The sequence below is a fragment of the Hungatella sp. genome (assembly GCF_046966825.1).
In genome coordinates, this window is record NZ_JBKVCZ010000016.1 from 1 (window position 1) to 14,061 (window position 14,061).

General features: G+C 47.5%; 18 protein-coding genes and 1 other annotated feature. Of the genes, 1 reads left to right on the plus strand and 17 read right to left on the minus strand.

Features of this window, described 5'->3' with window-relative positions; translation table 11 throughout:
- The 15 genes from ACLTD4_RS07335 to ACLTD4_RS07405 all read right to left on the minus strand — a co-directional run.
- Positions 1 to 565, minus strand: a 565-nt coding sequence (locus ACLTD4_RS07335) for a potassium transporter TrkG (RefSeq protein WP_412331213.1), incomplete at its 3' end; no start/stop codon positions are given.
- Positions 555 to 1,232, minus strand: a complete 678-nt coding sequence (locus ACLTD4_RS07340) for a potassium channel family protein (protein ID WP_412331214.1) — start codon at positions 1,230 to 1,232, stop codon at positions 555 to 557. The genes ACLTD4_RS07340 and ACLTD4_RS07335, both read right to left, overlap by 11 nt.
- A complete protein-coding gene (locus tag ACLTD4_RS07345) occupies positions 1,229 to 1,669 on the minus strand; it encodes a potassium channel family protein (protein ID WP_002601722.1) in 441 nt (146 codons plus the stop codon). The genes ACLTD4_RS07340 and ACLTD4_RS07345 overlap by 4 nt, the downstream gene beginning before the upstream one ends.
- Positions 1,670 to 1,881: 212 nt before the next feature.
- Complete coding sequence (locus tag ACLTD4_RS07350; RefSeq protein WP_002601723.1) at positions 1,882 to 2,085, minus strand: cold-shock protein; 204 nt, start codon at positions 2,083 to 2,085, stop codon at positions 1,882 to 1,884.
- A gap of 242 nt (positions 2,086 to 2,327) precedes the next feature.
- Entirely contained in the window at positions 2,328 to 2,702 is a 375-nt protein-coding gene (gene rplL / locus ACLTD4_RS07355; protein WP_002601724.1) for a 50S ribosomal protein L7/L12, read from the minus strand.
- Between the two features lie 120 nt (positions 2,703 to 2,822).
- Positions 2,823 to 3,326 (minus strand): 50S ribosomal protein L10, encoded by a 504-nt coding sequence (rplJ, locus tag ACLTD4_RS07360; RefSeq protein WP_002601725.1) that lies wholly within the window; start codon positions 3,324 to 3,326, stop codon positions 2,823 to 2,825.
- Positions 3,327 to 3,445: 119 nt separating this feature from the next.
- Positions 3,446 to 3,588: a sequence feature (ribosomal protein L10 leader region), on the minus strand.
- 41 nt (positions 3,589 to 3,629) lie between these two features.
- Positions 3,630 to 4,325 carry a 50S ribosomal protein L1 gene (rplA, locus tag ACLTD4_RS07365; protein WP_055654712.1) on the minus strand — a complete coding sequence of 232 codons (696 nt, stop codon included), beginning with the start codon at positions 4,323 to 4,325 and terminating at the stop codon, positions 3,630 to 3,632.
- A gap of 163 nt (positions 4,326 to 4,488) precedes the next feature.
- The gene (gene rplK / locus ACLTD4_RS07370; protein WP_002601727.1) at positions 4,489 to 4,914 is read right to left on the minus strand and encodes a 50S ribosomal protein L11; all 426 of its coding nucleotides are present in this window, start codon (positions 4,912 to 4,914) and stop codon (positions 4,489 to 4,491) included.
- Positions 4,915 to 4,998: 84 nt separating this feature from the next.
- Positions 4,999 to 5,514: a transcription termination/antitermination protein NusG gene (gene nusG / locus ACLTD4_RS07375; RefSeq protein WP_055654710.1), complete on the minus strand. Its 516-nt coding sequence runs from the start codon at positions 5,512 to 5,514 to the stop codon at positions 4,999 to 5,001.
- A gap of 23 nt (positions 5,515 to 5,537) precedes the next feature.
- The gene (gene secE / locus ACLTD4_RS07380; RefSeq protein WP_002601729.1) at positions 5,538 to 5,741 is read right to left on the minus strand and encodes a preprotein translocase subunit SecE; all 204 of its coding nucleotides are present in this window, start codon (positions 5,739 to 5,741) and stop codon (positions 5,538 to 5,540) included.
- A gap of 27 nt (positions 5,742 to 5,768) precedes the next feature.
- Complete coding sequence (gene rpmG, locus ACLTD4_RS07385; RefSeq protein WP_080552267.1) at positions 5,769 to 5,918, minus strand: 50S ribosomal protein L33; 150 nt, start codon at positions 5,916 to 5,918, stop codon at positions 5,769 to 5,771.
- Positions 5,919 to 6,289: 371 nt separating this feature from the next.
- Positions 6,290 to 8,254 (minus strand): DUF5107 domain-containing protein, encoded by a 1,965-nt coding sequence (locus tag ACLTD4_RS07390; protein WP_117621060.1) that lies wholly within the window; start codon positions 8,252 to 8,254, stop codon positions 6,290 to 6,292.
- A 3-nt stretch (positions 8,255 to 8,257) separates the two neighbouring features.
- Positions 8,258 to 9,127 (minus strand): carbohydrate ABC transporter permease, encoded by an 870-nt coding sequence (locus tag ACLTD4_RS07395; protein ID WP_002601731.1) that lies wholly within the window; start codon positions 9,125 to 9,127, stop codon positions 8,258 to 8,260.
- A gap of 13 nt (positions 9,128 to 9,140) precedes the next feature.
- Positions 9,141 to 10,085 carry a carbohydrate ABC transporter permease gene (locus ACLTD4_RS07400; protein ID WP_002601732.1) on the minus strand — a complete coding sequence of 315 codons (945 nt, stop codon included), beginning with the start codon at positions 10,083 to 10,085 and terminating at the stop codon, positions 9,141 to 9,143.
- Between the two features lie 105 nt (positions 10,086 to 10,190).
- The gene (locus ACLTD4_RS07405) at positions 10,191 to 11,534 is read right to left on the minus strand and encodes an ABC transporter substrate-binding protein (protein WP_055654704.1); all 1,344 of its coding nucleotides are present in this window, start codon (positions 11,532 to 11,534) and stop codon (positions 10,191 to 10,193) included.
- A gap of 271 nt (positions 11,535 to 11,805) precedes the next feature.
- Here ACLTD4_RS07405 and ACLTD4_RS07410 point away from each other — a divergent pair, with 271 nt between their 5' ends.
- Complete coding sequence (locus ACLTD4_RS07410) at positions 11,806 to 11,982, plus strand: hypothetical protein (protein WP_181988571.1); 177 nt, start codon at positions 11,806 to 11,808, stop codon at positions 11,980 to 11,982.
- 9 nt (positions 11,983 to 11,991) lie between these two features.
- Here ACLTD4_RS07410 and ACLTD4_RS07415 read toward each other — a convergent pair whose 3' ends face one another.
- Together ACLTD4_RS07415 and glmM are read right to left on the minus strand one after the other, a co-directional pair.
- Positions 11,992 to 12,333 (minus strand): helix-turn-helix domain-containing protein, encoded by a 342-nt coding sequence (locus ACLTD4_RS07415; RefSeq protein WP_117621061.1) that lies wholly within the window; start codon positions 12,331 to 12,333, stop codon positions 11,992 to 11,994.
- 98 nt (positions 12,334 to 12,431) lie between these two features.
- Complete coding sequence (gene glmM / locus ACLTD4_RS07420; RefSeq protein WP_117621062.1) at positions 12,432 to 13,787, minus strand: phosphoglucosamine mutase; 1,356 nt, start codon at positions 13,785 to 13,787, stop codon at positions 12,432 to 12,434.
- Positions 13,788 to 14,061 lie beyond the last annotated feature (274 nt).

Sequence of the window (14,061 nt, forward strand, 5' to 3'; positions counted from 1 at the left end):
GGACTGAATGGCCTTCCGCGTGATACAGACGCATCCCATAGACATCGGACAGAACCGACGTCATGACCAACACCAGCCCGATCCCTCCGAAAAACAGCAGCACGGTCCGGTGAATCAGAAAAATATGCGGCGCCGTACCCGTATTGACCACAGTCAGACCCGTGGTGCTGAGTCCGCTGGTGGTCTCAAACACGGCCTGCGTCACCGTGTAATTTCCCGTAAGAACGAAAGGCATGGCCGTCACAAATATAACGATGATCCAGGTTCCCAGCACCACGATCATCTCCTGATTTTTTTCCAGCCTTCCGGCCTTTCTGCCCCGCAGGACAAGGCTCATTAAGTATCCGGCCAGTATGGCGGAGACTCCGGGCGCCACAAAGTACTGCGCCTGCCCGATTTCCTCCGGATAAAAGAAAAGGGTAAACAAAGGCAGCATCGTGATGATCCCTGCCAGAATCATCACGATTCCCATATAACCGGCAATGAGGCGGCCGCCTTTCAGCGTGCGCCGGTCGTCCTGGTATTTTGCGCCAAATGTTTCCCATATCATCTTGTCACTTTTCATTTTCTTCACTGCCTATGATCGCTTTTACCGCCTCTTTCTGACTCTCAGGCGTCGTCATGACGACCAGACGGTCCCCCGCCATGATCTTGCTCTGCCCGTTGGGCACCGTCACCTCGGCGTCCCTGATGATGCAGCTGATAATGGTGTTAAAAGGCAGACGCATATCGGCGATCTTCTGTCCCACCGCCGGACAGTCGGACATCACTCTGATCTCATTCACCAGAACCCTCTGGTTCTCCAGCGGCATAACCTTAACCAGATCTTCCACCACAGAAGCCTGTTCAATATAATGGGCCAGCATATAGGTAGCGCTGATGGCCCGGTCCACGCCCAGCAGCTCAAAGATTTCCACATTTTTCGGATTTCTTACGGTACAGACGGTCTTTTTCACGGCAAACAGGCGCTTTGCCATCTGGCATATCTCCAGGTTATCCGCGTCCTTCTCCCGCAGCGCGATCACAATATCGCATCCGCGGATTCCGGCGTCTTCCATCACATACTCCTTGCAGGGATCGCCGTAGATCACGGATATATCATCGTGAACCGCTGCGAGATGCTCACAGTACCTCATATCCTCATTGACCGTAATCAGTTTATGTTTTCCCATTAACAAAAGTCCGATCAGGAAATCAGCCTCGTCCCTGCCTCCTGCCACTACGATTTTCATGAGACCACCGCCTCCTGATACTCGCCTTCTGTCAGACGGTCAAACTCATTGACCGACAGCACAAACGGGCAGATTGGCTTCACATTAAAGCCGCTCAGCAGCTTTTCTTTATTCTTATCATTGAGCCGTGAAAATACCTCCGGCACCTTAAATATCCGGCATGCGATCTGGGACGCCAGAATATTAATATTATCATCATCCGTAGCCGCGATAAATACCTCCGCGCTCTCAATTCCAGCCTGTTTTAATAAATCCACGTCGGTTCCGTCGCCTACTATCTGATACCCTCCAAAATCATCCGGTAATTTCCGGAATGCATCTTCATTTAAATCAATAACCACAATTCTTGTATTACGCCCTGAAAGTTTTCCTGCCAATCCCGCGCCAAATCTGCTCGCCCCTGCGATAATGATTGTTTTCGTTTTATGAAAAAACATACTGGCACCTCCTTTTTCCATCTAAAGCATAAAACAGCGTATTCTTACAGTTTTATTGTAACGGAAGGCATCATAAAAATGATAGTGGGAATCAATGCAGGCATATAAAGATTCTATAAAGATGGGATCCGGGAATAAAGAGTTAAAAAAAGACCACTGTCCCGCAAGAGACAGCAGCCTTTTATTCTGGTTTTATTCAGCAAAAACAGTGATTATGCTAAGCAAACGTTAACTGCCTGCAGACCACGGTTTCCTTCGGTTGTATCATAAGTTACCTTCTGGCCCTCTTCAAGAGTCTTGTAGCCATCAGCCATGATTCCGGAAAAGTGTACGAATACTTCTTCGCCAGTCTCGTCGTTTGTGATAAAACCATAACCCTTTGCTCCATTAAACCATTTTACTGTACCGTTGTTCATAACGCGTACCTCCTATAAAAATAAAAAAATTATTTGATTTATCTCATGAAACAAAAATCACATATTTTTGTAAAGCATCATCCGAAAATAATGACTTACAAAAATATGTGAAATCATAACCTCATTCGATAATACGGGTGTAGTTTACACCTTTTTTCATAAATTGTCAAGACTATTACAGCATTTTCCCTAAAAAAACCCCCGAATCTGCAAAACAGATTCGGGGGAAAGAAGAGTCTAAATTACTTTAATGTAACTTTTGCACCCTCAGCCTCTAAGGAAGCCTTGATCTGCTCAGCTTCTTCCTTGGAAGCGCCAGCCTTAACTACCTTCGGAGCGCTGTCAACTACGTCTTTAGCTTCTTTTAAGCCTAAGCCTGTAGCTTCACGAACAACCTTGATAACTTTAACCTTGTTAGGACCAACTTCAGTTAATTCAACGTCGAACTCTGTCTTCTCTTCTTCAGCTGCTGCGCCAGCGCCTGCTGCTGCTACAACAACACCTGCTGCTGCGGATACACCGAATTCTTCTTCACAAGCTTTTACTAAATCATTTAATTCTAATACGGATAATTCTTTGATAGCTTCAATAAACTCAGCTGTTGTTAACTTTGCCATGATAATATACCTCCATTTAATATATGTTTGATTTTTTGTAAGGAAGTTCAGCTCCCTTTGGTCGCTGAACCGCTAATTTTCTAAATTCAGGCTGCGCTGCGCTTGTCTTCGTTAAGAAAATTAAGCCTCTGCGCTTTCGCCGCCCTGTGCTTCTGCGATCTGCTTGAGCACGCGAGCAAAGTTGGTGATCGGAGACTGGATGCTTCCAAGTAACTTTCCAAGAAGAACTTCTCTGGAAGGAATGCTGGAAATCTGAGCCATGCCCTTTTCATCGTAATATACGCCTTCAACAACGCCGCCCTTAATCTCTAATGCCGGAGCTGTCTTGGCAAACTCAGCAAGGATTCTTGCCGGAGCTGTCGCGTCTGTCTTGGATACAGCTAATGCTGTAGGTCCTTCCAGATTCGGCTCCAGAGCCTCGAATGCTGTGCCCTTTGCTGCAAAACGGATCATTGTATTCTTGTATACTTTGTAACCAACGCCTGCTTCTCTTAACTTCTTACGCAGTTCAGTATCCTGAGCTACAGTTAAGCCACGGTAGTCAACAACTACTGCGGTCTCAGCGCCATCAAGTAATTCCTTGATCTCGTCTACAACTGGCTGTTTTAATTCAACTTTTGCCATTATGGTTTACCTCCTGTTTAGTCTAAACCTGGCCGATTACCCGGCCGGTCCGCCCGTATAAACCGCAAAAAGAATATCTCTGTCCTGACGGAGCGCTTTTATCTCACTGGACTTTCGTCCCGGGAAAACAAAAACCTCTCTGCCACAAGGACAGAGAGGTCTACAGATCATTCGTTAAAACGATACTTGTACGTTCCTCGGCAGGCGTTTACACCTTATGCCTTGCGGCACCTGCTGTCTTCGGCAGTCAATACTTTGCGTATTGTAACATGATTTATGATTAATGTCAACCACAAAACAAAATTAGTTTGTTAATTTTGCTACGTTCAGCTTTACGCCAGGCCCCATGGTAGAAGTCAGAGTAACGCTCTTTAAGTAAGCACCCTTAACAGCACTTGGTTTTGCTTTCATGATTGCATCGATAAGCGTCTGGAAGTTGTCCGCTAATTTATCTTCTTCGAAAGAAGCTTTTCCAACTGGCACGTGGATAATGTTTGTTTTATCAAGTCTATACTCAACTTTACCGGCTTTGATATCGTTGATAGCCTTCGTTACGTCCATGGTAACTGTACCAGCTTTTGGGTTTGGCATTAAGCCCTTCGGTCCGAGTACACGTCCCAGACGTCCAACAACACCCATCATATCTGGTGTAGCAACAACTACATCAAAGTCTAACCAGCCTTCGTTCTGGATCTTCGGAATTAATTCCTCTGCTCCAACGAAATCAGCGCCTGCAGCTAAAGCCTCGTCAGCCTTAGGTCCCTTAGCGAATACTAAGATTCTTACAGTCTTACCTGTACCATGAGGCAGTACAACTGCACCACGGATCTGCTGATCTGCGTGACGTCCGTCACAACCGGTTCTGATATGAGCTTCAATTGTTTCATCAAATTTAGCACTTGCAGCTTTCTTAACTAATGAGATTGCTTCCGGTGCATCGTAGAGAACAGAACGATCGATTGTCTTCGCTGCCTCTGCGTATCTTTTTCCTCTTTTCATTATAAATAACCTCCTAGTGGTATTGTCGGGGATGTCCCTCCCACGTTTTTAATTCCTGCTGATTCACGGGTATGTTCACTGGGCTAAGCGCGGAAGAACCGGGCCAAGCTTTGTAAACAGCGTCTTCACTAAACTCGAAAGGATCTCGTTAAGTGTTCACAGCCTATTCAGCTACCTGAATTCCCATGCTTCTTGCCGTACCAGCAATCATGCTCATGGCTGCTTCCAGAGATGCTGCATTTAAGTCAGGCATCTTTGTCTCGGCAATCTTCTGTAAATCTTCTTTGGAGATAGTTGCTACTTTTGTCTTGTTCGGAGCTGCAGATCCGGATTTAAGCTTGCATGCTTTCTTTAATAATACAGCTGCAGGCGGAGTCTTTGTGATGAAGCTGAAGCTTCTGTCAGCATAAACAGTGATAACAACCGGGATGATTAAGTCGCCCTGGTCAGCTGTTCTTGCGTTGAACTCCTTTGTAAACTGTACAATGTTAACACCATGCTGTCCGAGTGCCGGTCCGACAGGAGGAGCTGGTGTAGCCTTTCCCGCTGGAATCTGCAGTTTGATATATCCTGTTACTTTCTTTGCCATAATTAGGCACCTCCTAATAAATGTGGTATTGTCGGGGATTTCCCTCCCACGAGCCCTCTGAAACCAAAAGGCCGCTTTTACTTGTTACATCTTTTTAATTTCGTTGAAATTCAGTTCAACCGGGGTCTCTCGGCCAAACATCTCAACATTAATCGTGATGGATTTCTTACCTTCGTTGATGGACTTGATAGCACCAACGGTATCCTTCCATGCACCGGAAATTACCACAACGGTATCTCCAACCTCAAAATCAACAATGACTTCCTCATTTCTGAATCCTAAGCTCGCCATCTCATCTTCTGTCAGAGGAACCGGTTTCGATCCAGGACCAACAAAGCCTGTCACACCACGGGTGTTACGCACCACATACCATGTATCATCATTCATGATCATATGGATCAGTACGTAGCCGGGGAACATCTTCTTATCGGCCTTTTTCTCCACACCATTCTTCAGTTCGATAACGGATTCCAGCGGAACTGACACTTCCAGGATCTGATCCTGTAAGTTTCTGTTTTCAATGGTTTTCTCAATGTCGACTTTTACTTTGTTCTCATAGCCTGAATAGGTATGGACTACATACCAATGTGCTTCTGACATACACTCACCTTAACCCTTAATCATTATAAGATAAAACTGAGACCGAACTTGATGATTAAATCAAGAATGGCGATAATCAGTCCTAAAGCAATCGATACAGCCAGTACTGCAATTGTCTGCTTCGTTACGGTTTCTTGGTCAGGCCAGACGATTTTCTTGAACTCAGTCTTCAAACCCTGGAAGAAATTCTTCTTCTGAGCTCCCTCGTTGTTCACTGTATCTCCCATAATTTCACGTCCTTTACGTCAAACCGATTACTTAGTTTCCTTGTGCAAAGTATGTGTCTTACAGAATCTACAATACTTTTTGGTTTCCATTCTGTCAGGATGAGTCTTCTTATCCTTGGTCATGTTATAGTTACGCTGCTTGCATTCTGTACATGCCAGTGTGATCTTTGTGCGCACGACTTCCACCTCCACTTAAATTTTCGTTGTTGTTATTCGGCCATTCTTCTATTATCAGGTTCTCACGCCCTGCGCTGCCGCAAAACGTAATTTTGAGCATAAAAAAAAGACCTAAGCTCTTCCATTCGCCCAATTACTATATCATATGGGTCAGGATTCGTCAATCTTTTTTTGCGAAAAACTATTGATTTATAAAGTTTTTTAAGTATACCACGAAGAGAAAAAAATTGCAAGCAGGAAAAACAGCTTTGCCGGGAAACGACAAAAGGAGCCGCTGTTTTCGACTCCTTCCGCATTTTTCGACCAGACTGTAACTGTCGGCGCTCTCTTCCCCGCTAAATATCCCCGTCTTCTTCCCTGCAAATATCTGCTCAGCTGTGCCGGCCCTCAGCGTTAAAATCAAACACGTGGGGCACTTCTTCCTCCGGCATATGTAAAGCCCTTCGCAGCTCCCGCCAGAGGCATACGATAGAGTTCTCGCCCTCCCGCAAATCGGCCACCACCAGGCCGCCATCCGCTGTCAAAAGCGCATATGCCTCTTTATATCTGCCGGTCTGATAGAGTGCCGTAATATATTCCAGCACGACACGTGACTCGGCTGCCACGTTCTCCGGAAGCTGTTCATAGACCCGGATCAGCGCATCATACCCGCTGCATCTGGCCAGAACCCGGAAGCCTTCCTTAACATAGGAAAGATCTCCCGCCCGCTCCATCAGTCCCATTTCCATCCCGGACACGGCTCTTTCGTACTCCCGGCCTTCCAGACAGAGCAGTGAGGCCAGGCCGTAACGGCTCCAGGCGTTTTCCTTCTGGCGGATGCTTTCACAAAAACACGACTCCGCCTCCCTGTTTTTCCCGCGGGCCATGTGATTTAATGCAAGGTGGTATAACAGGTGCCAATCCGGTGAAACCGTACTTTGGTTTTGATTCGCCTGCTCTTTCAGCATCTCGTACCAGAAGTCATCCGCCATGCAGTCGGCAGGCATGTCAGCCGGATCCGCTGATGGGAAATGACCGGTTTCCAGAAAAATCCGCCATGGAGTCTGACGCTCATCCTCACTGGAGTAATCCAGATGAGGAGAAAGCGGTTCTTCCCCTCTGCGTACACGGCAGGCATTTTCCAAGTCTGCGTAACCGCTGCCGCGGTAAACCACCTCGCCTGGCTTCATGGCCCATCCATGGCTGTCCTTCAGCGTTTTTTCCAGCGTCTCCCCTGCTTCGTCACGCACCATGGCTGTCAGACCTTCCCGTTCTTCCTCAAAAGAGTCGCTGCGCCCGCTTAAAGTCACGGCGCCATACCGTTCCAGCCACTCCCACGCGGTGTGGGGCGCCATTGGAATACAGCCGTACTGCGTCTTTCCAAGCCCGGCCTGAATCTCCACATAACGGCCGGCTTCCTCCGTGAGATATTCCTGCCAGCGGGCGGAAGCGCTGTTATTACCCCAGGTAAAGAGCTTACGCCCCCGCAGGCGGCGGGTGGAATACTGAAGAAGCCCGTAGCCGTCCGGAGCCACGTTGGCAATATAGCGCGGGGCCTCCTCCGGGATATTGAAGAAATAATCCACCTGTCCGGGAATATTTTGGTAATAAGAGATATCGATGCCGTCCACCACCGGGACCGGCACTTTATAGACGCTTCCTCCGCCGCTGCTGTAGGCGCTCTCCGCCGGCACAATTACACGGCCGCCTTCGTATTCCGGAACCGCCATGTTGCTCCACCAATACATGGGCGTTACATCCGGATTATGATTCACCACGCGCATGCGGCAGTTTAGGAAGGCGCCGCCCTCATCCAGCCAGAAATCCATCTGATAGACCATTCTGCGCACCCGCTCATATTCATACATGCGCAGCACCGGCATACCGCTGTCATTCTCCAGCCTCGCGGTAAAGAGCGGTTCCATGGTCAGAGGCGTATGGCCGATGAGGCCGATGTTCCATTCCACTCCGCCCGAGAACCAGGCGTCACGCAGCGCCAGATTGCTGGGGCGTATCACATCGTTGGTATAAAGCAGCTCGCGCCCCGCCTTTAAATCGGTAAGCCGCCACAGGCGTCCGCCGAATTCAGGCAGAAACACGGCCCTTAAAAATTCATTCTCAAGAACTGCGGTCTTCACCGGATGAGTGCCGCATTCCCGCGTATAGCAGGTATAATCCCGGTACGGATAGCTATTCGTAAGCTTCCCGTAGGCTTCGTATATCTCATCGTCCTCGTCTAAGTAAAACGCTGTCTTGTTCTGCATATTTTCCATGCCTGTCAAGTTGGGTACCGAGGCCTCCGGCCCTTTGGGCGCAGTTTTCATATATGCAGTTTCAAATGTCAATGTCGGATTCATAGGCTACCCCTTGATCGCTCCGCCGGTTACACCTGCGATGATCTTGTCTGACAGGAACAAGTAGAGCAGGAAGGTCGGCGCAAATACGATGACAACGGCCGCAAACATTCCGCCGTAATCATTTGTATACTGCATACCTTTTACCATATTATAAAGACCTACGGCAATCGGGCGTACGTTCTGCTTGCTTGCAAACAGCATGGACATGAAAAATTCATTCCAGATGGCGATAAAATTGAAAATCGTCACGGTTATAATACCGGGCTGCGCCAGCGGAAACATGATCTTCCAGAAAGTCTGGATGGGGGAACAGCCGTCGATGGCCGCGGCTTCCTCAAAGGTATAGGACAGATTTGAGAAAAACGCCAGCAGGAAGAAAATGCTGAATGGCACATTCATGGCGATATAGAGGAACATAATGAGTCCCCGTGTGTTCGTAAGCTTTAATGATGTAATAATGGAAAAAAGAGGCATTACAATCATGATAACCGGAATGCCTAACGCTGTCGCAAACAGATTTTGCAGAATCATGTTGCCTCTGAATTTAAAACGCGACAGAGCGTACGCGGCGGGCGCCGCTACCAGGATAATCATGGTACAGGAAATCGCCGTATAGATCAGGGAGTTTACAAAGAACACGCTTATCTTCTGTGATTTCCATGCATTGGTATAGTTTTCAAAATGAAATCCGCTGGCGAATTTAAATAATTCTCCGCTTAAAATCTCACGGCTGGTGGAAAAGGAAGCCAGTATAACCCAGCCGATCAACAGGATCGTAAATATAAGCCAGACCACGCACATGATATATCCGGGCAGTTTGGGAACTTCTCTCTTGATACTCACTCTCGGCTTTATTTCTTTTTGTTTTGCCATGCTATCTACCTCCCTACAGATCCGCGTCATCATTTTTAATGATGAGTGTGGTTAAGCTGAATACCGCAACTACAATGACTGCCATCATAACACCGATTGCGGCGCCCACGCCGGAATCACGTACTGCCTGGACCGCATTGGACGCACCGAAAACAAGCTCATACATATAGTTCAGCGGCATTACCGTCTGCTCGGATAAGTTGACCGGATCGAATACCTGGCCCCAGATAAAGAAGCCGACACTCGATACCGTCCACATAACGAGGTTGGTCCGAATGGAACCGCGGAGCAGAGGAAGCGTAATATACCAGAATTTTTTGAATACATTGGCGCCTTCTATGGAAGCGGCCTCGTAATAATCTGCGCTGATCCGTTCAATACCGCTCATAAAAATCAGCATATGGTATCCTACCATACCGAAGCAGTAGGCAATCAGCATGCTCCAGAATTTGTGGTGGGGATCCGTCCACATGACATTGCTGCCGCCAAACCATCCGATGATGGTGTTGAGCAGGCCGTAGCTCTCTTTACTGAGCGCATAATACAGCCACATGGTACCCATAGCAACTGCGGAAACCAGGTTTGGCAGATAAATCACGCTTCGGAAAAACTTTTTTCCTTTCATACCGTTTGTGAGGGCTACCGCAAACACCAGCGCCAGAGCCATAACGGCGATACCGCCGACCAGCCACAGTCTTCCCAGGTTCATCATAGCCGTCTGGAACATATTGTTGTTAAAAGATTTCACATAGTTGGTAAAACCGCTGAACTGCCATGTGGAAACCGGATCTGTCACACCTTCTACCTTGCAGAAGCTCATGATAAAGGTGCGCATCGTCGGATACAGAAATACAATTAAGTACAGCAGCACAGCAGGTGTCAGGAACATTACCAGCATGGGAGTGGTGTTCCGGCGCAACGGGCTGCCGCCTTTTTTTGCCGTTTTTTGCTTTGCCATAAGAGTCGCCCTCCATTTTCCATAGAACACATTTTTCTATTGAAATAAAAAGGGGGCGGCGGCAGTGGCGCCACCGCCCCTTTGTCTATCAGTCTGTTAAAGCGATCATGAACCCTTCTGAATCTTAGCAAATGCATCCGCAAACTGCTGTGCGTTGACACTGCCGCTGATCATCATAGCCATGTTAGTCTTAATAGCCGCGTTGACATTGGTATCATTTTCCATTCCTACTGCCCAGTTCAGTCTGTGTGTCGTAGAATCCAGAACTGCCTTGGCATCTGCAAGTGCAGCCGGCCATGTAGCATCGTTGTCCATGGGAACACCCATACTGGCATCAGCAAGCTTCTGATCCCATTCGCCGCTTGTCAGCCACTGAATCAGGGCAAATGCAGCGTTCGGATACTTGGTATCTTTGTTGATTGCGAAACACTGTGCACCGTACTGGTTGGATTCTGCTCCGTCACCGCCTTCAGCGATCTGCGGAAGTGAGAATGCGCCCCACTTGAAGTCTTCCGGTGTCTGGTTCTTTACTTCGTTTGGAAGCCAGCTTCCGTTTAAGTACATGGCAACACTGCCGTCAGCGATATTGCTCTGGCCCTGCGGATATACGTTGCCCGCTGCACGTGGATCTATGTAGCCCTTTGTTACCAGTTCTTCCAGAACCTGTGCTGTCTTTAAGACTGCTTCGTTGCTGAAGTCGCCTGCGGCAACAGCCTCGGTTGTATCAGAACCAGCGACACGGTCCATAAGGAAACCAAACAGGCATGCCATATAAGCGTCGTCAACGGTCATCGGAATCACACCTGCTCCCTTAAGCGCTTCACAGTCGGCAAGGAATTCGTCCCACGTAGTCGGAACCGCTGTAATACCGGCTTTTGTGAAGGCATCCTTATTATAGAACATAATAAATGTGGATGGCTGATAAGGAACACTCTTTAAGGTGCCGCCGCCCTGCTGCTTGGCTAATTCGATCAGAGTGGCATTCTGTGCGCCGTTTAACGGAGACGCATCATACATACTCTGAATATCCAGAAGATATTTTCCCCAGGTACCGTTTACACGTTCGATATCTTCGTCAAAGACATCAACGGTCTCTCCTGCGGACAATGCCGGCTCCAGAGTCTTACGTGTGTCACGAGAGCCTGCCCAGTTAATCTCTACTTCTACACCGGTAGATTTGACAAAAGCGTCAACAGCCTCGGAGATCGCCTGGCCCTGCGGCTCAGTCTCTGCCCACATCGGCCAGTAAACCAGTTTGGCGCCATCCTCAATTGTACCTGCTGCAGCGGCTGTCTCTGCCGGAGCAGCCTCTGATCCTTCCGGAGCTTTGGTCTCTGCCGAAGCCTGTGTGGTGGGTGCCTGTGTCTCTGCCGTCTTGGTGCTTCCACATCCTGCAAGAGCAGATGCAACCATCGCAGACGCCAGAACTAAACTCAGTATTTTTTTCATGTAAAAAACCCTCCTTTTTCAAATATGTTTATAGTATACACCATTTTTTTGTATATTTCAACGAAAAAAGAAATTTTTTCCACAAATATTCCACAACATATTTCATTTTTGCATATTCTATTTTATGCAACCTTACCATAGCGTTTTATTCCTCCTCATCACCTCCTTTTTTCCTATATATGAATGTCCCGGCCTTTTATGCATAAATAAGGAAGGGCTGGAGTACACTGGTATTAGATATGGAATGGAAAGAATGAAAGGAGGAAAAAACATGGTAGACCGTTGTGTATGCTGCGGCGCAATCATTCCCGAAGGTACGGAGGTCTGTATCAACTGCCGTCACCAATATTTGGATTCTGAGAATGGACAGACTGCGTCATGCCCGGATCACTCCATTTCCCGGGCACAAAATCTGAAGGTGAAGGAAGCTCCCGGCCATTCGAAATAGGATAAGATTTTATTTTTTCCCCGACTCCCTGAGGCAAAGGTAAAATTTCATCATTTCAATGGCCTCATTCTGCGTCTTTTCATCGTATTTTTTCAAGATTCGGTAGGCCAGGTCCGGATTATCGATCCGTTCTTCTCCCGCCTGACCGAACAAAATATAATCCACCGATAGGTCGAGATAATGCGATAAATCCAAAAGTGTCTCTATGGACATGCCGCAGGTTCCCCGTTCAATATCGCCGTAATAATGAACGGCCCTGCCTATTTTACCAGCCACCTCCGCACTCGTCATTCCCAGCTCCTTCCGCCTTTGTCTGATTCTTTTTGCAGCTCCGGTGCGGTCGTATACCATTTCAACTCCTCCTTTATTTCCCCCAATAAAAAATGATCCGGCGGTAGAAACCGCCGGTGTTTTTTGTTTGTATAATTGATGTTGGTTTGTATTTTCCGTTATTCTGCCTGATACCCTCTGTCAATGATGATCTGCAGTATCGTATTCACGTAAGCCTCACACGTCTCTATCTGATCCGCCTCAACCATAATCCGGAGTACTGGCTCTGTTCCGCTTTCACGTACCAGAATGCGTCCTTCCGCGCCCAGTTTTTCTTCCACTATGGCAATCGCATTTTTAACTGCCTCGTCATTTCTGGCGGCGGCCTTGTCCCTGACACGGATATTTTTCAATACCTGGGGATAAACCGTAAACGGTTCGGCCAGTTTGCTGAGCGTCATTTTCTTCTCCAGCATCACTTCCATCATCTTTATGGCAGTCAGAATTCCATCTCCTGTGGCGGCATATTTCCGGAAAATAATGTGGCCGGACTGCTCCCCGCCGAGCCGGTAGCCGTTCGCTTCCATATTTTCATATACGTACTTGTCTCCGACTGCGGTCTTTTCATATTCGATTCCGGCTGCGTCAAACGCCTTGTAGAGGCCGAAGTTGGACATAATGGTGGTGACCACCTTGTTTCCCGCCAGCTTGCCCCGCTCCTTCATGTAGCAGCCATAGATGTATAATATCGCGTCTCCATCTACAACATTTCCATGTTCATCTACACAGAGGCATCGGTCAGCGTCTCCATCGAAGGCAAATCCCACATCCAGGCCGTTTTCCATGACATGCTTTTGCAGGGCCTCAATATGGGTGGAACCGCAGCCCTGATTGATATTAATGCCATCGGGATTGTTATGTATCACATATGTCCGCGCCCCCAATGTGTCAAAGACGTTCTTGGCAATCATCCATGCGCTGCCGTTGGCGCAGTCCAGGCCAACCTTTAATCCTTCATAAGAGCGGGTGGCCAGCGATATCAGATAGCCGATATAGCGGTTCCGCCCAATGGCGTAATCGACAGTTCTGCCGATCTTCTCTCCTTTTGCAAACGGGATCTCTCCAGTAATGCCATCCAGATACGCCTCTACTTCCAGAATTGTATCTTCCTCCATCTTTTCGCCGTAGTAATTGATCAATTTGATACCATTATCATAATACGGGTTGTGGCTTGCTGAAATCATGATGCCGCAGTCGAAGTCCTCCGTTCTCACTACGTACGATACGCTGGGTGTTGTCGTGACATGGAGAAGACAGGCGTCCGCCCCGGAAGCCGTAAGCCCCGCAGCCAGGGCGTACTCAAACATATAGGAGGAACGCCTCGTATCCTTGCCTATTACAACCTTTGCGCGTCCGTCCGCGCGTTTTAATCCATAGTACCAGCCGATAAAACGACCTGTTTTGTATGCGTGCTCTGCGGTCAGAGTTTCGTTGGCTTCGCCGCGGAAGCCGTCGGTGCCGAAGTATTTTGACATAATATGATTTACATCCTTTCATCTAATTACAGGCTTTTATAAAATGTCAAAGCCCATTTATTTTATTAGGTCTTCTTATTTTATTTAAACGAATTTACTCTCCGCTAATGGCATAATATATGTGCCATGCAACTTATAAAAAGAATATTTATATTTATTAAATATCATAAGTTTTACTTAAAATGAATTAATTTCTATCTGGATATCTTAATTGACGATTTCCCTTCTTTCTTCCAGTTTTTTGAAATATACAGGAATCAAAATGTCTTTGTAA